Source organism: Streptomyces lasiicapitis (assembly GCF_014646335.1).
GTDB lineage: Bacteria > Actinomycetota > Actinomycetes > Streptomycetales > Streptomycetaceae > Streptomyces > Streptomyces lasiicapitis.
The window spans coordinates 468,207-486,883 of the sequence record NZ_BMNG01000003.1 but is presented as its reverse complement, the minus strand read 5'-3'; the positions used below and the strand labels follow the sequence as shown (position 1 = coordinate 486,883).

Annotated in this window: 12 protein-coding genes; 3 read left to right on the top strand and 9 right to left on the bottom strand. The window is 71.7% G+C overall.

What is annotated here, in order from left to right; translation table 11 throughout:
- Window positions 1-12: 12 nt before the first annotated feature.
- Both IEY91_RS07665 and IEY91_RS07660 read right to left on the bottom strand, forming a co-directional pair.
- Entirely contained in the window at window positions 13-1,344 is a 1,332-nt protein-coding gene (locus IEY91_RS07665) for a copper amine oxidase (RefSeq protein ID WP_164319266.1), read from the bottom strand.
- A gap of 53 nt (window positions 1,345-1,397) precedes the next feature.
- Window positions 1,398-2,195 carry a Tat pathway signal sequence domain protein gene (locus IEY91_RS07660; RefSeq protein WP_229696773.1) on the bottom strand — a complete coding sequence of 266 codons (798 nt, stop codon included), beginning with the start codon at window positions 2,193-2,195 and terminating at the stop codon, window positions 1,398-1,400.
- Window positions 2,196-2,356: 161 nt separating this feature from the next.
- Between IEY91_RS07660 and glgX the strand changes: the two genes are divergently transcribed.
- The gene (gene glgX, locus IEY91_RS07655) at window positions 2,357-4,465 is read left to right on the top strand and encodes a glycogen debranching protein GlgX (protein WP_189173338.1); all 2,109 of its coding nucleotides are present in this window, start codon (window positions 2,357-2,359) and stop codon (window positions 4,463-4,465) included.
- Here the strand turns inward: glgX and IEY91_RS07650 are convergent.
- Window positions 4,419-6,044: an MFS transporter gene (locus IEY91_RS07650; RefSeq protein WP_189173337.1), complete on the bottom strand. Its 1,626-nt coding sequence runs from the start codon at window positions 6,042-6,044 to the stop codon at window positions 4,419-4,421. The genes glgX and IEY91_RS07650 overlap by 47 nt on opposite strands.
- A gap of 82 nt (window positions 6,045-6,126) precedes the next feature.
- On the opposite strand from IEY91_RS07650, the gene treY reads away from it, so the two are divergent.
- Complete coding sequence (gene treY / locus IEY91_RS07645) at window positions 6,127-8,625, top strand: malto-oligosyltrehalose synthase (protein WP_189173336.1); 2,499 nt, start codon at window positions 6,127-6,129, stop codon at window positions 8,623-8,625.
- 140 nt (window positions 8,626-8,765) lie between these two features.
- Window positions 8,766-10,016: a M14 family zinc carboxypeptidase gene (locus tag IEY91_RS07640; protein ID WP_189173335.1), complete on the top strand. Its 1,251-nt coding sequence runs from the start codon at window positions 8,766-8,768 to the stop codon at window positions 10,014-10,016.
- 30 nt (window positions 10,017-10,046) lie between these two features.
- Here the strand turns inward: IEY91_RS07640 and IEY91_RS07635 are convergent, their stop codons facing one another.
- From IEY91_RS07635 to IEY91_RS07615, 6 genes are all read right to left on the bottom strand, one after another.
- Window positions 10,047-10,613 (bottom strand): FHA domain-containing protein, encoded by a 567-nt coding sequence (locus IEY91_RS07635; protein ID WP_189173334.1) that lies wholly within the window; start codon window positions 10,611-10,613, stop codon window positions 10,047-10,049.
- Between the two features lie 76 nt (window positions 10,614-10,689).
- Window positions 10,690-12,948, bottom strand: a complete 2,259-nt coding sequence (gene glgB, locus IEY91_RS07630; RefSeq protein ID WP_306309867.1) for a 1,4-alpha-glucan branching enzyme — start codon at window positions 12,946-12,948, stop codon at window positions 10,690-10,692.
- A 61-nt stretch (window positions 12,949-13,009) separates the two neighbouring features.
- Complete coding sequence (locus IEY91_RS41640) at window positions 13,010-14,299, bottom strand: maltokinase N-terminal cap-like domain-containing protein (protein WP_229696772.1); 1,290 nt, start codon at window positions 14,297-14,299, stop codon at window positions 13,010-13,012.
- A 104-nt stretch (window positions 14,300-14,403) separates the two neighbouring features.
- Window positions 14,404-16,116: a maltose alpha-D-glucosyltransferase gene (treS, locus tag IEY91_RS07625; protein WP_189173332.1), complete on the bottom strand. Its 1,713-nt coding sequence runs from the start codon at window positions 16,114-16,116 to the stop codon at window positions 14,404-14,406.
- Complete coding sequence (locus IEY91_RS07620) at window positions 16,113-18,116, bottom strand: alpha-1,4-glucan--maltose-1-phosphate maltosyltransferase (RefSeq protein ID WP_189173331.1); 2,004 nt, start codon at window positions 18,114-18,116, stop codon at window positions 16,113-16,115. The genes treS and IEY91_RS07620 overlap by 4 nt, the downstream gene beginning before the upstream one ends.
- A complete protein-coding gene (locus tag IEY91_RS07615) occupies window positions 18,109-18,399 on the bottom strand; it encodes a DUF5133 domain-containing protein (protein WP_189173483.1) in 291 nt (96 codons plus the stop codon). The genes IEY91_RS07620 and IEY91_RS07615 overlap by 8 nt, the downstream gene beginning before the upstream one ends.
- Window positions 18,400-18,677: the final 278 nt, after the last annotated feature.

Genomic DNA, 18,677 nt, shown 5'->3' with positions numbered 1-18,677 from the left:
ACAGGTCGTTTCTCAACCCACGTTCGGCGGACGTCCGTTCTGCCCCGCCAGATCACCGGGAGTGAGCGGGCTCATGGCCGTGACGTCGCGCGGAGCCATGGAGAAGCCCTGCCAGTGGACCGGCATGGGCTGCTGGTCCTCGTCCCTCGCGATGTGGTGGAAGCCGATGTTCACCCAGGTGATGGGGTGGTTCAGGGTCTGGCCGTCCACCCACTTGTCGACGCTGGTGGGCACGCCGTTGCCGCAGGACGGGTTGTTGCTCGCGTACTGCTCGCACTTCTTGTACTGGGTGAAGAACACGTCGCGCTTGGTGAAGGGCCGTCCCGCGTGCTTCTGGCTCGCGCCGGGGACGATCTCGTACGAACGGGGGTGGCCGTCCTTGTTCTTGCCCGCCGTGGACACCACGCGCCACCACCGCATGTCCTTGCGGTCGCCCGCGAGTTCCTTGGTGACCGGGGTGCGGGTGGTCTTCGTGGTCGGGCTGCCGCCGCCGGTGGGCGGGGTGACCTTGGAGTCGTACTGCTCGACCTTGGCCTTCGGGGAGCCGTCCAGGCCGAAGTTCATCCGCCAGAAGACGTTGTGGGAGTGGCTCTCCGCCTTGGCCTGGTCGCCCTTGCCGATGGGCCAGCCGCGGTCGTCGCCGCCGTCGAAGTCGAACGGCGAGAGGCTGCCGGTCGCGCCGACGTTGGAGCTGATGGTGCCGTCCGAGGAGAACCGCCACTCGGTGATGTACTCGTACCAGGAGGCCTTGTTGACGGTGTAGACAAGGAGGTCCCGGCCCTGGCCGGTGTAGACCTTGCCGGAGCCGCCGGTGCTGCCGTCGTTGTTGAGGCGGTACGCGTGCCCACGCGCGCGCGTGGTGACGCAAAGGCCGGAGACGTCGCCCCGGTCGGGCACCTTGACGGTCTTGATGGTGCCGCCGGGACACTCGCTGGTCTTCAGCTTCTGCAGGGCCATGCCGAAGTCCGTGCCCGTGACGTCGTCGAACTCGGCCTCGCCGTCGTCGTAGGGGACGTGCACCTGGGCGAGCCGGGCGCTGGTGAGGACCGGGATGGGCTTGGCCTCGCCCTTGGGCTGGTAGCTGACCTTGTCGAGGATCAGCCCGGAGTAGGTGTTGTAGTGCCAGCACATGCGCCAGGTCGTGCCGCCGTCGAGGGTCTGCTCGATCTTGTAGGCGGCGCTGCAGTCGGCCGCGGGCGCGGCCGGTGCCTTGGGAGCGGCCTTGCCGTCGGCCGCGGCGGGGCCGGCCGCCGATATCGCGGCTCCCAGGAGCGCGGTCACCGCGAGGGCCGTGCCGAGCACCTTGCGGGCGCCGTTGAGTCTCTTGCCGTGCGAGACGTGCATACGAAAGTGACTCCTTCTGGAGGAGGGAGAGTGTGAGTGCCCCTGGAGGGCGGTCAGCCGAGCCGGCCCACGGTGCGCGCGCTGAGGTCGACGACGAAGGACCTGGTGTCGATCCACGGCCCGTTCTTGACCTTCGTCACGACCTGGAGGCAGCGGTGCTTGCCGCACTCGGTGAGGTCGGACGGCACGTTCTTGATCGTCTCCTTGCGGAAGACGAAGCCGCTCAGCTCCAGTTCCCCGGGCCCGGACAGGTCCTTGCCCGTGGCCTTCTTGTAGTCCTGCTTGAGGCCCTTGCCGTGCTCGTCGGCGATGAGCAGCTGCGCGGCCTCGGTGAGCTCTTCCTTGCCGGGCGGCGGCTGGACGTTCTGAGCCTGCTGCGTCGACTCGACCTTGCCGCTGTCCAGGTTCACCGTCTTGGTGATGACGGTGTCCTTCTTGTAGTCGTAGTACACGATCTGGGCGCGGCGCGGGGCGTCGGCCCCACTGTCGTCCGGCTCGCTCTCGGCCAGGTTCGTGGACAGTCGCTGGGGCCCCCGGTCCCCTTCGACGTCCCGAGCGCTGGAGCGCAGGCCGTTGCTGTTCAGAGCCGCCTTCTGGGCCAGCTCGGTCTCGGCGTCGGTCAGCGGGTCGCTGCCTATGCCCTTCGTGCCCTCCTCCGGTGCCGCCTCCACGACTCCCTCGCGCCCCACCGCGGCGTCCTGGCGGGCCGAGCCCGCCGCCGCGCGGTCGCCGGAATCGTCGGCGCCCGCCTGTTCGGGCAGCGTGACGGCCAGCAGGGCCGCGGTCGCGGCCACGGCCAGGGCGCCGCCGGCCACCACCTTCCCCAGGTGACGTCTGACTAGCTTGCGCACATCCTCCCCCTAACTCCCCGTATCAGCCCCATTTATGGGCATGTCGAGTATGTCGTCAGCCGGTTAGACGGGCTCAACTCCCCTGTGGTTGCCCCACTTTCGAGCAGACTCTGGCCCAACTCCGGTCATGATCGGAGGGCGATCGTGGAAGAGTCATAGGCATGCAGGTCTGGCCTGGGCAGGCGTACCCCCTCGGCGCCACGTACGACGGCGCCGGCACGAACTTCGCGGTCTTCTCCGAGGCCGCCGACCGAGTGGAGCTGTGTCTGCTGCACGACGACGGCTCGGAGACCGCCGTCGAGCTGCGCGAGTCCGACGCGTTCGTGCGCCACGCCTACCTGCCCGGTGTGATGCCGGGCCAGCGGTACGGCTTTCGCGCGCACGGCCCCTTCGACCCCGCGCGCGGGCTGCGGCTCAACTCGGCGAAGCTGCTCCTGGATCCGTACGCGCACGCGGTGAGCGGTTCCGTGGGCTGGGGCGAGGAGGTGTACGGCTACCACTTCGGGTCCCCGGACAAGCGCAACGACCTGGACTCGGCGCCGCACATGATGACGTCCGTGGTGGTCAATCCGTACTTCGACTGGGGCGACGACCGCCCGCCGCGCACGCCGTACAACGAAACCGTCCTCTACGAAGCCCATGTCAAGGGCCTCACGATGCTGCACCCCGAGCTGCCCGACGAGCTGCGGGGCACCTACGCTGCGCTCGCGCACCCCGCGGTCATCGAGCATCTGACGGAGCTGGGCGTCACGGCCCTGGAGCTGATGCCGGTCCACCAGTTCGTGAACGACCACCGGCTCGTCGACCTTGGCCTGAACAACTACTGGGGCTACAACACCATCGGCTTCTTCGCGCCCCACAACGCGTACGCCTCCTGGGGCGACCGGGGCGAGCAGGTCCTGGAGTTCAAGTCGGCGGTCAAGGCGCTGCACGAGGCGGGCATCGAGGTGATCCTCGACGTGGTCTACAACCACACGGCCGAGGGCAACCACCTGGGTCCGACGCTGTCCTTCCGGGGCCTGGACAACGCCTCGTACTACCGCCTCACCGACGACCCGCGCTACTACATGGACACCACGGGGACCGGCAATTCGCTCCTGATGCGCAACCCGCACGTCCTGCAACTGATCATGGACTCGCTGCGGCACTGGGTCACCGAGATGCATGTGGACGGCTTCCGCTTCGACCTCGCGGCGACGCTCGCGCGGCAGTTCCACGAGGTGGACCGGCTGTCCTCGTTCTTCGACCTGGTGCAGCAGGACCCGGTGGTCAGTCAGGTGAAGCTGATCGCCGAGCCGTGGGACGTCGGCGAGGGCGGCTACCAGGTGGGCAACTTCCCGCCGCTGTGGACGGAGTGGAACGGCAAGTACCGCGACACGGTGCGGGACATGTGGCGCGGGGAGTCGCGCACGCTCGCGGAGTTCGCGTCCCGGCTCACCGGCTCCTCCGACCTGTACCAGGGCGACGGGCGGCGGCCGCTCGCGTCGATCAACTTCGTCACCTGCCACGACGGCTTCACGCTGCACGACCTGGTCGCGTACAACGACAAGCACAACGACGCCAACGGCGAGGACAACCAGGACGGCGAGAGCCACAACCGCTCCTGGAACTGCGGCGTCGAGGGCGAGAGCGACGACCCGGACGTCCTCGCGCTGCGCGCCCGGCAGATCCGCAACTTCGTCGCCACCCTGATGCTGTCCCAGGGCGTGCCGATGCTCAGCCACGGCGACGAGTTCGCGCGCACGCAGGGCGGCAACAACAACGCCTACTGCCAGGACAACGAGGTCGCCTGGGTGCGCTGGCCCGACGGCGAGAGCACGCTGCTCGCGTTCACGCGCGCGATGGCGTGGCTGCGCCGCGACCATCCGGTGTTCCGCAGGCGCCGGTTCTTCCACGGCCGCCCCGTCGAGGGCACGCACGACGAGCTGTCGGACATCTCCTGGTTCACGCCCGAGGGCGAGGAGATGACGCAGGAGGACTGGGACGCGGCGCAGGCTCGCGCCCTGACGGTGTTCCTCAACGGCAACGCGATCTCCGAGCCCGGGGAGCGCGGCGAGCGGATCTCCGACGACTCGTTCCTGCTGATGTTCAACGCCTCCGCCGAACCGCTGGAGTTCGTGGTTCCGGTGAACCAGGGGGCGCGCTGGCAGGTGGTGGTGGACACCGCGCGGGAGGACGGGGTGCCGCCCGGGACGGGGGCGAAGGTGCGGGCGGGCGAGCGGCTCACTCTTGTCGACCGGAGCCTGACGGTGTTGCAGCGTCCGGTGTGAGGGTGCCTTCCGGGGTGACGGTGGCGTTCGGTACGCGCGCGTGCCTGCCGTTTTCGCCGTCGTACGTCTCGGGCTCCCCGCTGTCGTACGTCGCCGGGCGGGCGATCAGCGCCACGGCGAAGGCCACCGCGGCGGCGGCGCTGCCGAGCGCGAACGCGGCGGCCGGGCCGTGTGTCTCGGCGAGGCGGCCGGCCACGGCGAGCGTGACGGCCTGGCCGCCCACGAAGGCGCTGGCCGCGAAGGTCATGCCCTCGGCGAGCCGCGCCTGCGGGACGGCGCGCTCGGTGAGGGCGAAGCCGGTGATGAGGTTCGGGGCGTAGACGGCGCCGAAGACGGTCACGACGGCGTACAGGGCCGCCATGCTGTGCGTCCACACCAGCGGCAGGGAGAGCAGCGCGGCGGCGGCCGTGGCGACGCGCCAGCGGGCGTGCAGCCCGAACCGGTCGGGCACCGCGGCCATCGCCAGGCCGACGACCGCGCTCATGACGCCCATCGCGGCGTAGACGAGGCCCGCCTGGCCCTGCTCCCCCAGCTCCTCGGTGAGCGCGGTGATCCCGGCCCCGCAGGCGCCGAGCAGCACGCCGAGGAAGACCAGGCCGGTCCGGACGACGTACACCTCGCGCGGCAGCCGCGAGCGGGCGGCGCGCGGGCGGGGGACAGTGCCGTCCTCGGGCCGGGCCGCCCGCGCGGTCGGATGCAGCGCGAAAGCGGTCCCGCAGACCGCGACCAGGAGGGCCGCGACACCGAACGCGTACGCCGGGTGGCCCGCGAGGGCGGCGAGGCCCACGAGGGCGGGGCCGAGCACGAAGGACAGCTCGTCCATCGTCGACTCCAGGGAGAGCGCGGTGCCGACGAGACGGCCGTCCGCGCCCCGGCGCCGGGCCAGGCGCACCACGCGGGCACGGGCGAGCGGCCCCACCCCGGGCACGCTGGCGCCCGCGAGAACGCCCAGGAGGAGCAGGGCGGGGGTGGGCAGGCCCAGGAGCGCGCCGAGCGTGTAGGCGGCGATGGAGAGGGCGTTGAGCGCCGCGAACACGAGCACCACGGGCCGCTGCCCGCGCCGGTCCGCGAGCCGCCCGACGAAGGGCCCCGCGCTCACCTGCCCGAGCGCCAGCGCACACGCGACGGCGCCTCCGGTCGCGATCGACCCACTGGTCCTGCTCACCAGGAGCACGCTCCCGAACTGGATCACCGCGACGGGCAACCGCCCCAGGAACGACACCACGGGGAGCACGGCCCCGGTGAGAGCGACGACCTGCCGGTAGGCGTCGAGGGCGGCACGCGCGCCGGACTTCTGTACGGCGGCGTCGTGCGCGTCACCGTCACGGGCACGGCCGCCGCGGGCACCGGCGTCGCCGACGCCACCCTCGCGCGCAGCGCCGCCCCCACCGCCGTCCCACACACCGGCATCCCGCACGTCCTGGTCCCGCACACCGCCATCACTTGCACCGCCGTCCGGCACACCTCCACCCCGCACGTCGCGGTCCCGCGCCCCCACAGTCCGCGTGCCCACCGCCCGTCCGCCCGTGTCAGGGCAGTCGGCGGCACCCGCCCCGGACCCCTGCGCGTTCTCAGCCATTCGTTGGAAGCTAGCCGCGACGCTGCCGTGGCGCGCATGCGTCGAAGGCACGAAAGGCGGTGGGAAGGGTACGTAGGTTCGCATGACGCCACAGCGCCCCGCCCCCGTGGTTCCGCCGCCGCCCACCGCCACCTATCGGCTCCAGCTGCAGCCGGACTTCCCGTTCGCGGCCGCCGCGCGGGCCGTGCCGTACCTCGCTTCGCTCGGCGTCTCGCATCTGCATCTGTCGCCGGTTCTGGAGGCGGTGCCCGGGTCGACGCACGGGTACGACGTCGTGGACCACGGGCGCGTACGCGCGGAGCTGGGCGGTGAGGACGGGCTGCGGGCGCTCGCGGGCACGGCGCGCGCGGCCGGGCTCGGTCTGGTCGTGGACATCGTGCCGAACCACATGGCGGCGGCACCGCGCCACAACCGGGCGCTGTGGGAGGTCCTGCGCGAGGGACCGCACTCTTCCTATGCGCGCTGGTTCGACATCGACTGGGAGGCGGGCGGCGGCAAGGTGCTGCTTCCGGTGCTCGGGGGCAGGCTCGGCGGCGAGCTGGCGCGGCTGCGGGTCGAGGACGGCGCGCTGCACTACCACGACCACGTCTTCCCGCTGCGCGAAGGCACCGAGGAGCTGCCGCTGCCGCGGCTGCTCGACGCCCAGTGGTACCGCCTGGCCTGGTGGCGACTGGCCCGCACGGAGATCAACTACCGCCGCTTCTTCACGATTTCGGATCTCATCGCCGTACGCGTGGAGGATCCGGAGGTCTTCGAGGCGACGCACGCCACCGTCCTGCGGCTGCTCGACGAGGGGGTCCTTGAGGGGCTGCGCGTCGACCATCCGGACGGGCTCGCCGACCCCGGGGCGTATCTCCAGCGGCTGCACGAGGCGACGGGCGGGCGCTGGACGGCCGTGGAGAAGATCCTGGCCGACGGCGAGCGGCTGCCAGCGGCCTGGCCTGTGGCGGGCACCACCGGCTACGACGCGCTGCGGCACGTCGACGGGGTGCTCACGGACGAGGCAGGATCGGACGAACTCCTCGCGCAGTTCCGCCGGTTCGCCGCCCCGCCCGCCGACCGCGGCGGCGACTGGGCGGCGACCGTGCGGCGCGCCGCGTACAAGGTCGTCACGCACGAGCTGGCGGCCGAGGTGGACCGGCTGACGCGCGAGGCGGACGCGCTGTGCGCCACGGACCCCGCGCTGCGCGACCACGCGCCGTGGGCCCTGCGGACGGCACTGCGGGAGCTGCTTGTGCGCCTTGAGGTCTATCGTCCGTACGCCGCCGGGGGCGCCGATCCCGAGACGGTCCTCACCGCGTGGGCGGCCACCGAGGCGAAGGCGGTGTTCGCGGTCCGCGCGGAGGCCGAAGCGGTGGACACCGTGCGGGAGTTGGTCCTTGGCAGGCCGTCGGGCGACGGGTCGGGGGCGCCCCTTGAGGCGGAGGAGGCCCCTGGGGCGCCGGAAGTGCTTCGGGCGCGGGCGGCCTTCCGGGCGCGGTTCGCGCAGACGGCCGCCGCGCTGCGCGCCAAGTCCGTGGAGGACACGGCGTTCTACCGGCACGCGCCGCTCCTGTCGGCGGCGGAGGTGGGCGGTTCGCCCGGCAGGCCGGCGGTGGACGTGGCGGAGTTCCACGCGTACTGCGCGCGCGTGCAGCGCGACTGGCCGTACACGGGGACCGTCATGACGACCCACGACACCAAGCGCAGCGCGGATGTGCGGGCGGGCATCGGCGTGCTCGCGCAGGCGCCCGCGCGGTGGGCGGGCCTGCTCGCCGAGGTGACCCGGCAGACCGCGCTCGCGGGCGGGCGGAGAGCGCCCGATCCCCAACTGGAGTGGGCGGCCTGGCAGACGGCGGTGGGGCTCGCGCCGGCCGCGCTGTCCGCGCGGGCAGCCGAGGAGGCGGGGCCGTACGGACAGCGTCTCCAGGAGGCGCTGCTGAAGCACGTGCGGGAGGCAGGCCTGCACACGAGCTGGACGGAGCGCGACGAGGCGTACGAGGCGGCGGTGACGGCGTTCCTCCAGGCCGGGCCGTGCGGTCCGCCGCTGCACACCGTGACCGAGTTCGCCGCGGGCCTCGCGCCGCACGTCCGCGCGAACGTGCTCGGCGGCGCGCTGCTGCACCTGACGATGCCGGGGGTGCCCGACCTCTACCAGGGCACGGAACGCGAGTACCGCGCGCTGGTGGACCCCGACAACCGTCATCCGGTCACCTTCGACCCGGAGTCGCTTGAGGGCCTCGCCGGGCGACGGGACGCCTGGGATCTCTCCGACGAGAAGCTCGCGGTGACGCTGGCGGCGCTGGGGCTGCGGGCGCGGCGGCCGGAACTCTTCGGCGGCGCGGGCGCGTACGAGCCACTGGCGGCCGTGGGACGCGGCGCCGGGCACTGTCTGGCCTACGTCCGCTCCGGGAGCGTGACGGTGGCCGTGACCCGGCTCTCGCTGCGCCTCGCGGACGCGGGCGGCTGGGCGGACACCGCGCTGCCGCTGCCCGACGGGACCTGGACCGATCTGCTCGCCCCGGGGCGGAAGTTCAGCGGGCACGCGCGCGTGGCGGAGCTGTTCGCCCAGCTGCCGGTGGTGCTCCTGGAGCAGGTCTGAGGCGCGCACCCCCGTGGGGCACGGCGCGGGGGACCGGTGTGTTCCTTGCGCGGGCCCTGGGGAGCTCGGGTCCGGAGTGCTTGACACCTCTACCGTCGCGTGGCGTACTGCGGATTGCGTCAGTGGGCGACCGGGCGGGGGTGAGTCAACTGGCGGAAAACCGCTATCCCACTGTTCCCGAACTCTTTCTGACGGCTCGGGAGCTGGCCGGTCTCCGTCCGAAGCTGAGCACACTGCGCCGCGTCGGCACCTCGCGCGCGGGCAGGCCCCTGCACCTGCTGTCCGTGGGGCACTCCCCGCGCGCGGTGCTCGTGGTCGCGGGCGCCCACGCCAACGAGCCCACCGGCGGCTCCACCCTCCTCGCGCTCGCCGAGCGCTCGCTCCTGGACCGGCGGCTGCGGGCCGACGCCTCCTGGCACTTCCTGCTGTGCGCCGACCCGGACGGCGCGAGCCTGCACCGCACCCCGGCGCCGAGCACCCTGCTCGACTACCACCGGCACTTCTTCCGCCCCGCGGGCCCCGAGCAGCCCGAGTGGTCGCCCTCGGTCCTGCCCCCGGACCGGCTGCCGCCCGAGACCCTCGCCCTGACGGGCGTCATCGACGAACTGCGGCCCTACTTGCAGGTGTCCCTGCACTGCACCGATCTGGGCGGCAGCTGGGTGCAGCTCACCCGGGACATCCCGGGCCTCGCCGAGCCGTTCGCCAAGTCCGCGGCGCGGCACGGCATTCCGGTGGAGACGGGCGCCTCGGACGCGGCCGGGTGGCCGGTGTCCGGGCCCGGCGTACATGTCCTTCCGGGGCCGGGTTCGGCTGCCGCGTATCCGAGTCTGCCGGAGGACGCACGGCACACGACGTGGCACCACGCGCACCGCTACGGCGGTACGACCGCGATCGTGGAGGTGCCGATGTGGGCGAGCGACACGGTGGGCGACATGGCGGCGCACCCCGCGCCCAGGACGGCGCTGCGGTCCTTCGCCGCACGCCTTCGGCACGACGCGCGGCTGGTCGAGGACGTCCTCCAGGACGCCCTTCCGCGCCTGCCGAGCGCGCACGGACCGCTGTTGCGGGCGGCGAAGTGGGCGCTCGACCTGGTGCCGGGGCTCGCCGACGACTGGGGTCTGCTGCCGCCCGCGGGCACGTCGATGGCGTACATCGGGAGCGTCGACGCCTTCGGGCGAAGGCTGCCGCTGCGGGCGGCGGCGATGCTGCTTCGGGTGCTCACCGACGCGGACGACCGGGCGGCGCCGCGCCTGGACCGTCTGGTGACGCACTGGAGCGAGACGTTCGCCGAACGGTTCAAGGCGCGCTGGGTGCCGTTGGAGCACCAGGTGGAGCACCAGGCGGCGACGACGGTGGCGGCGGCCAGGCAGGCGGGCGCGGCGCCGCGCTGAGCGGTCGCGAGGTGCCTTCCGGCACTGCCCTCAGGAAGCCGCCAGGCAGAACGCGACCTGCCCGAACGACACCTGGTCGCCCGCCTGCACCACGGCCGCGCCGATCACCCTGCGGCCGTTCACCGACGTGCCGTTGGTCGAGCCGAGGTCGCGCAGCACCCACATGCCACCCTGCAGGCTCAGCTCGGCGTGCACGCGCGAGACTGTGTCGTGGCTGAGCCGCAGGCCGTTCGCCGGATCGCGGCCGATGCGCAGCGGGAACTGGCCGGGCGCAGGAAGCAGCAGCTTCGGCAGCCGCTCGGACTGCCAGGCCCTGCGCAGCTTCACCGTGAACCCGGAGACCGCGCCGACCGTGCCGAGCACCACCCGCTGCCAGCGGCCCTCCGTGCGCAGGTCGGCGGTGAGCGCGGCCAGTTCGTCGCGCCGCCGGGCCGCGAGGGCCAGCTCCATGCGGCGTACGAAGGTGTCGTGCGACAGGCGGCCGAGCGCCGCGCCCTCCCTGAGCACGTCCAGGGCCCGCTCGCGCTCGGCGTCGGTGAGCCGTGCCGCGTTCGTGTCGAACTCGGAGGACGGCGAGGAAGGCGAGGTCACGCCCACAATTGTCGGCCAGGTCGGCCCGGGTGTCCAGAAAGCCCCGCCTCACGCCCCGGGCACGCTCCGCCCTCGCGCAGGCTCACTCCGGGCGCAGCCACACCGTGGCCAGCGGAGGCAGCGTCAGACGCAGGTGGTCCGGCCGGTCGTGGGCGGGGTCGGGCTCGGGCCTCAGCGGGCCGGGGTTGCGGATGTCGCCGCCGCCGTAACGGGCGGAGTCGGTGTTGAGGACCTCCCGCCAGGCACCGACGGGCTCCCCCGTTCCGGCCGCCCCCGGTATCGCGAGCGGGTAGTCGTGACGGACCACCGGCGAGAAGTGGGACACCGCGAGCAGCGGAGCACCGTCCTTGGCGTACCGCAGGAACGCCAGCACGTTGTCCTGCGCGGCGTCCGCCGTGATCCAGGCGAATCCGTCCGGTGCGGTGTCCTGCTCCCAGAGGGCGGGCGCGGCCCGGTAGAGGTGGTTGAGGTCCCGCACCAGCAGCCGTACGCCCCGGTGGTCCCCCTGCGCCGGACAGGAGTCGTCCAGGAGCCCCCAGTCGAGGCCGCGCTCCTGCGACCACTCGGCGCCCTGCGCGAACTCCTGCCCCATGAAGAGGAGTTGCTTGCCGGGGTGCGCCCACATGAACCCGAGGTAGGCCCGGTGGTTGGCCCGCCGCTGCCACCAGTCGCCGGGCATCTTCGACACCAACGCACCCTTGCCGTGCACGACTTCGTCGTGGGAGAGCGGCAGGAGATAGTTCTCGCTGTACGCGTAGACCATGGCGAAGGTCAGCTCGCCGTGGTGGTACTGGCGGTGCACGGGTTCGTGCCGGATGTACTCCAGGGAGTCGTGCGACCAGCCCATGTTCCACTTCAGCCCGAAGCCGAGGCCCCCGCGTACTGGACTCCCTTCGGCGCCTGGTCCGGTGTGGTGGGTGGCCCGGGTGACGCCGTCCCAGGCAGTGGATTCCTCGGCGATGGTGACGACGCCGGGGCAGCGTCGGTAGACGGTGGCGTTCATCTCCTGGAGGAACGCCACCGCGTCCAGGTTCTCCCGTCCGCCGTGCTCGTTGGGTGACCACCGACCGTCCTCGCGCGAGTAGTCGAGGTAGAGCATCGAGGCGACGGCGTCCACCCGCAGCCCGTCGATGTGGAACTCCTCGCACCAGTAACTGGCGTTGGCGACAAGGAAGTTGCGTACCTCCTTCCGCCCGTAGTCGAAGGTGAGGGTCCCCCAGTCGGGGTGCTCGGCACGCCGGGGGTCGCTCGGCTCGTAGAGGGGGGTGCCGTCGAAAGCCGCCAGCGCCCAGTCGTCCTTGGGGAAGTGGGCCGGAACCCAGTCGACGATCACGCCGATGCCGGCCCGGTGCAGGGCGTCGACGAGGTGCTTGAAGTCGTCGGGGGTGCCGAGGCGGGCGGTGGGCGCGTAGAAGCCGGTGACCTGGTAGCCCCAGGACCCGCCGAAGGGGTGCTCGGCGACCGGCATCAGCTCCACGTGCGTGAAGCCCAAGTCGGCCACGTAAGCAGGAAGTTGATCGGCGAGCTGACGGTAGGTGAGGCCGGGACGCCACGACGCGAGATGGACCTCGTACACGGAGAACGGCGCCTCATGAACGGGTACGTCACCACGCCGCCGCATCCACTCCCCGTCCCCCCACTCGTGGTCCGAGGCATCGACGACGGACGCGGTCGCCGGTGGTGCCTCCGTGCGGCGGGCCATCGGATCCGCGCGCAGGGTGCGGGTGCCGTCGGGGCGGGTGATGTCGAACTTGTAGCGGGCGCCTTCGCCGATGCCGGGGACGAAGAGTTCCCAGACGCCGGTGGAGCCGAGGGAGCGCATGGGGTGGGCGGTGCCGTCCCAGTGGCAGAAGTCGCCGCACACCCGCACTCCCCTGGCGTTGGGCGCCCACACGGTGAAGCGGGTGCCGGTCACGCCCTGGTGGGTCATCGGGTGGGCTCCCAGCGCCCGCCACAGCTCCTCGTGGCGTCCCTCGCCGATCAGGTGCAGGTCGAGTGCGCCGAGGGCGGGCAGGAAGCGGTACGGGTCCTGGAGTTCGGTGTCGCGGCCGTCGTACGTCACTCGCAGCGCGTACGCGGGGACCGACGCGAGCGGCAGGGCACCCGCGAAGAAGCCGTCGCCGATGTCGTCGAGCGGCACGTCCCAGCCGTCGACCACAAGCTCCACCGCCTGTGCGTATGGGCGCAGGGCCAGGAAGGCGACACCGCCGGGCACGGGATGCGCGCCGAGCAGGGCGTGCGGGTCGTGGTGCGTGCCCGAGAGGAGGCGCCGCCGGTCCTCGGCAGCAAGGCCGTCCAGGGCGAGCACGGGGTCGGGAGCGGACGTTTCGACGGTGACCACGAAGTTCAGCTCTCCTCTGGCCGGGTGGGGGGTGAAGGGAGTGGGCGTCGGCCCCGGTGCGTCAGGCTTCCGCCGCGAGGCGGGCGAGCGCCGCCATGGGCACGGGCAGCCAGTCGGGGCGGTGCCTGGCCTCGTACAGCGCCTCGTACACGGCCCGGTCCGTCTCGTGGGCGCGCAGGAGGGCGGCCTCCGCGCGCGGGTCCCAGGCCGCCTCGGCGGCGTAGCCCGCGCAATAGGCCTCGCGGCAGCGCCCCGCCCAGTCGGGCTGCCAGGGGCGCCTCGCGTGTGCCGCGTAGTCGAAGGAGCGGAGCATGCCCGCGACATCGCGCACGGGGGCCTGGACCCGGCGCCGTTCGGCGAGCGGGCGGGCCGGTTCGCCCTCGAAGTCGATGACGAACCACCGGTTTCCGGCCCGCAGGACCTGCCCCAGGTGCAGATCGCCGTGTATCCGCTGGGCGGGCCGGTCCGGTCCGCTGACCGCCGCGTCGTCGTACGCGGCCCGCAGCCGGGACACGTACGGCGCGAGTGCCGGTACCTGCCGCGCCGCGGACTCCAGGCGTCCGGTCATCGCGGCGGCGAGCCGCCCGTCGCCGCGCCGGTCCGGCGGGCCCGGCGCGAAGACCTCGGCGAGGGCCAGGTGCACTTCGGCGGTGGCGCGCCCCAGTTCGTACGACTCGTCTCCGAAGTCCTCGCCCGCCGCGAGGGACCGCAGCGCCAGGGTCCAGCCGTCCGTGGCCCCGCGCAGGAACGGCTGGAGCACGCCGAGCGTCGTCCTGCGCGGTTCGGTGGTCCAGAACCAGGCCACGGGCGCGGGCACGCGCGCGCAGCCCGCACCGGCCAGCGCCCACGGGACCTCCAGGTCCGGGTTGATGCCGTACTGGATGCGGCGGAAGAGCTTCAGGATGAAGGAATCCCCGTACACCAGCGAGGTGTTGGACTGCTCGCCGTCGAGGAGACGGGGCGCGAGCCCGGCGGGAATCTCAGTGTGCGCGTCGCGCTCGAAACGCAGGGGCCCGGCCGCGCCCGGGACCCGCAGGCGCTCCAGGAGCAGCCCCGCCGACCGCGGGTCCAGGAGGGCGTCGTACACACTGAGTCCCGCGAGCGGGCCCGCGCTGGGCCGGCCGATGACGGCGTGCTGGAGCCGGGGCGGCAGTTCCTCGCGCACGCCGAGGACCAGCTGATAGCAGTGCTCGGGCGATCCGGCGTGCCCGGTGCGCAGCAGCAGGTGCAGGCAGCCCGGGTGCAGCTCGGTCATCGACACCACGGACAGATCCGTGAGCGGCCTGCCCTTGCCCGCGAACCAGCGCTGCCGCGGCAGCCACTCCCGAAGTGGCGCGGCCAGCGACGTCATCAGCAGGGAAGGGCTGAGGCCGCCGTGCGGATCCGGTCGCGAATCGGATTGCGAATTGGGTTGCGAATTGGGTTGCGAATTGGGTTGCGAATGAGACGCGGTCTTCAGCATGCGACGGGTCCCTTCAGCGGAGCCAGCCGGAACCAGTAGAAGCCGTGCCCTGCGAGGGTCAGCAGGTAAGGGAGTTCGCCGATGGCGGGGAAGCGGACTCCGCCGACGAGTTCGACGGGGTGGCGGCCGTTGAAGGCCTGGAGGTCGAGTTCGGTGGGCTGGGCGAAGCGGGAGAAGTTGTGGACGCACAGGACGAGGTCGTCACCGTGTTCACGGAGAAAGGCGATGACCGCGGGGTTGGTGGACGGGAGTTCGGTATAGGTACCGAGGCCGAACGCCGGGTTCTGTTTGCGGATTTGGACCATTCGCCGGGTCCAGTGGAGCAGGGATGAGGGTGAGGACATGGCGGCTTCGACGTTGGTGACCTGGTAGCCGTAGACGGGGTCCATGATGGCGGGGAGGTAGAGGCGTCCGGGGTCGCAGGAGGAGAAGCCTGCGTTGCGGTCGGGGGTCCACTGCATGGGGGTGCGGACGGCGTCGCGGTCGCCGAGCCAGATGTTGTCGCCCATGCCGATCTCGTCGCCGTAGTAGAGGATCGGGCTGCCGGGGAGGGACAGGAGCAGGGCGGTGAAGAGTTCGATCTGGTTGCGGTCGTTGTCCAGGAGGGTGGCCAGGCGGCGGCGGATGCCGATGTTGGCGCGCATGCGGGGGTCTTTGGCGTATTCCGCGTACATGTAGTCGCGTTCTTCGTCGGTGACCATCTCCAGGGTGAGTTCGTCGTGGTTGCGCAGGAAGATGCCCCACTGGCAGCCCGAGGGGATGGCGGGGGTCTTGGCCAGGATTTCCGAGACCGGGTAGCGCGATTCACGGCGTACGGCCATGAAGATGCGCGGCATCACGGGGAAGTGGAACGCCATGTGACATTCGTCGCCGCCCTCGGCGAAATCACCGAAGTAGTCGACGACATCCTCCGGCCACTGATTCGCCTCCGCAAGGAGAACCGTGTCCGGGTAATGCGCGTCGATTTCCTTGCGCACCCGCTTGAGGAAGGCGTGCGAGGCCGGGAGGTTCTCGCAGTCCGTGCCCTCTTCGGCGTAGAGGTAAGGGACCGCGTCCAGCCTGTAACCGTCCACGCCCAAGTCGAGCCAGAAGCGGAGGGCGGCGAGGACTTCTTCCTGGACGGCCGGACTCTCGTAATTGAGGTCGGGTTGGTGGGAGAAGAAGCGGTGCCAGTAGTACTGCTTGCGGACGGGGTCGAAGGTCCAGTTGGAGGCTTCGGTGTCGACGAAGATGATGCGGGCGTCGCTGTACTGCTTGTCGTCGTCGGCCCAGACGTAGTAGTCGCCGTACGGGCCGTGGGGGTCGGCGCGGGATGCCTGGAACCAGGGGTGCTGGTCGCTGGTGTGGTTCATGACGAAGTCGATGATCACGCGCATGCCGCGCTGGTGCGCGCAGTCGACGAACTCCACGAAGTCGGCGAGGTCGCCGAACTCGGGCAGGACGGCGGTGTAGTCGGAGACGTCGTAACCGCCGTCGCGGAGGGGGGATTTGAAGAAGGGGGGCAGCCACAGGCAGTCGACGCCGAGCCATTGCAGGTAGTCCAGTTTGGCGGTCAGGCCCTTGAGGTCGCCGATGCCGTCGCCGTTGCTGTCCTGGAAGGAGCGGACCAGGACTTCGTAGAAGACGGCGCGTTTGAACCAGTCGGGGTCGCGGTCCCGGGCGGGGGTGTCCTCGAAGGTGTCCTGGACGGGCTCGTTGAAGATCATGTGGGTGACCCTCCGATCAGCGGTGAGGACGGTCGCAGGACCAGTACGTGCGCGGGCGCCCGGCCCGGATCGAGACGCACATAGTTGGACCTGCCCCAGTGGTAGGTCTCGCCGGTCAGCTCGTCACGCACCGGCACCGACTCGTCCGGGCCGAGGCCGAGCTGCGGCATGTCCAAGGTGACCGTGGCCTCTTGGACGTGGTGCGGATCCAGGTTCACGACCATCAGGACCGTGTCGCGGCCAGCGCGCTTGCTGTAGACGATGACCTCGTCGTTGTCGGCACGGTGGAAGTGGAGGTTCCTGAGCTGCCGCAGGGACCGGTGGGCGCGCCTGACCGCGTTGAGCTTGGTGATGAGCGGCGCGAGGGTGCGGCCCTCGCGCTCGGCCATCGCCCAGTCGCGCGGCCGCAGTTGGTACTTCTCCGAGTCCAGGTACTCCTCGCTGCCCGGCGCGACCGGGGTGTTCTCGCACAGCTCGAACCCGGCGTACATGCCCCAACTCGGCGCGAGGGTGGCGGCGAGCACGGCCCGCACCGCGAAGGCCGGGGGCCCGCCCTGCTGGAGGTACCCGGGGAGGATGTCCGGCGTGTTCACGAAGAAGTTGGGGCGGAGACAGTGCGCCGTCTCGGTCGTCAACTCCTCTAGATACTCGGTGAGTTCGTCCTTCGTGTTGCGCCAGGTGAAGTACGTGTACGACTGGTGGAAGCCGGCCTGCGCCAGGGCCCGCATGATCGGCGGCCTGGTGAAGGCCTCGGCCAGGAAGAGGACGTCGGGGTCGGCGGCGTTGACCTCCGCGATCACCTGGTCCCAGAAGGCGACGGGTTTGGTGTGGGGGTTGTCGACGCGGAAGACGCGTACGCCGTGGTCCATCCAGAACCGCAGCAGGCGGATGGTCTCGGCCACCAGGCCCGGCATGTCCCGGTCGAAGGCCAGGGGGTAGATGTCCTGGTACTTCTTCGGCGGGTTCTCCGCGTACGCGATCGAACCGTCCGCCCGGTGACTGAACCACTCCGGGCGCTTGTCCACCCACGGGTGGTCCGGCGAGCACTGGAGCGCGAAATCCAGGGCCACCTCCATGCCCAGGCGTTCGGCCTCGCGCACGAACGCGTCGAAGTCGTCCAGGGTGCCCAAATCGGGGTGCACGGCATCGTGGCCGCCCTCGGGCGAGCCGATCGCCCACGGCACGCCCACATCCTCGGGCCCCGCCGACAGCGAGTTGTTCGGGCCCTTGCGGAAAGTCGTGCCGATGGGGTGGATCGGCGGCAGGTACACCACGTCGAAACCCATGTCCGCGATCGCGGGGAGCCGCCGGGCGGCCGTACGGAACGTACCCGACACCGGCCGCTCCCCCTCCCGCACCACCGCCCCCTCCGAGCGCGGGAAGAACTCGTACCAGGAACCGAACAGCGCCCGCCCGCGCTCCACCCGCAGCGGGAAGGCGTCCGAGCGCGTGATCCGCTCCCGCAGCGGGTACCGCGCGAGCACCGCGTCCGCCCCGGGCGTCAGCGCGGCCGCAAGGCGGGCGGTCGGTGAGCGCCGCTCGTCCTGCAAGGCGTCCGCGGCGGCCAGCAGGGTCTGCCGGGCCGGGCCGTCCGGCACGCCGGAGGCCGCGCGCTCGTGGAGCAGCGCGCCTTCCTCCAGCATCAGTCCGGCGTCGAGGCCGGCCGGGACCTTGATCTCGGCCGCGCGGCGCCACTCCGTCATGGGGTCCGCCCAGGCCTCCACGGTGTACGTCCAGCGCCCCTCGGCGTCCGGTGTGACCTCGGCGGCCCAGCGGTCGCTCCCGGGGGACAGTTCACGCATCGGCGTCCAGGGGCCGATACGGCCGCCGGGGCCGAGCAGTACGACGTTGGCGCCGACCACTCCGTGGCCCTCGCCGAAGACCGTGGCCGTGATCTGGAAGGTCTCGCCGGGGACCGCCTTGGCCGGGCGGCGGCCGCGGTCGACGACGGGGTGGACGTCCAGGACGGGTATGCCAGGTATGGCAGGCAGGTCAGGCATGGCGGGAACCCCGGGGGTCGGGGGTCGGCCGCACGTCGGGGGAAGACCGCACAGCGCGCGGCGCGGGCCGCGGCCTGCGCGTGGTGCGCGGGCGGAGGTAGCGCTCGGCCGTGTCGGCGGCGGCCCGCGCCGTGCTCTCACCCATCAGGACGCACAGGGGGTACGCGGTGTTCTCGAAGTGCATGCGCACGGCCCGGTCGGCGGGATCGGCGACCAACAGCCTTTCCCAGGCCCGGTATTGGTCGAGCTGCCGTGCGACCTCGGCTTTGGCAGGCAACAGCACCACGCTGGTCACCTTCTCGCTCTTCGGGAAGCGCGCGCGGAGCACCGGTCTGGCGCGAAACCGCCGCACACGCGGAGGAACCGACGGCTGCCGTCGGCCGACCTTCCCGACTCATCGTGCACGGTCGACCACGCAGCGTCCTGTTGGGGTTTCAACGACCCCTCCCGCCCCAGATCCCGCACGAGCCCCGCCCGCTCGTGTTGCGCGAATGGAGTAGCGCTTTCACTCTGTTACTGACTCAGGAGCGATCAGCGCTCACGCTTTGTGTTCGGGACCCG

Bases quoted from the DNA above. Each gene is read 5' to 3' on its own strand.
- glgX (WP_189173338.1), top strand. From the start codon at position 2,357: ATGCAGGTCTGGCCTGGGCAGGCGTACCCCCTCGGCGCCACGTACGAC.
- IEY91_RS07650 (WP_189173337.1), bottom strand. From the start codon at position 6,044: ATGGCTGAGAACGCGCAGGGGTCCGGGGCGGGTGCCGCCGACTGCCCT.
- IEY91_RS07620 (WP_189173331.1), bottom strand. From the start codon at position 18,116: ATGCCTGACCTGCCTGCCATACCTGGCATACCCGTCCTGGACGTCCAC.
- IEY91_RS07665 (WP_164319266.1), bottom strand. From the start codon at position 1,344: ATGCACGTCTCGCACGGCAAGAGACTCAACGGCGCCCGCAAGGTGCTC.
- IEY91_RS41640 (WP_229696772.1), bottom strand. From the start codon at position 14,299: ATGACGTCGCTGGCCGCGCCACTTCGGGAGTGGCTGCCGCGGCAGCGC.
- treS (WP_189173332.1), bottom strand. From the start codon at position 16,116: ATGATCTTCAACGAGCCCGTCCAGGACACCTTCGAGGACACCCCCGCC.
- treY (WP_189173336.1), top strand. From the start codon at position 6,127: ATGACGCCACAGCGCCCCGCCCCCGTGGTTCCGCCGCCGCCCACCGCC.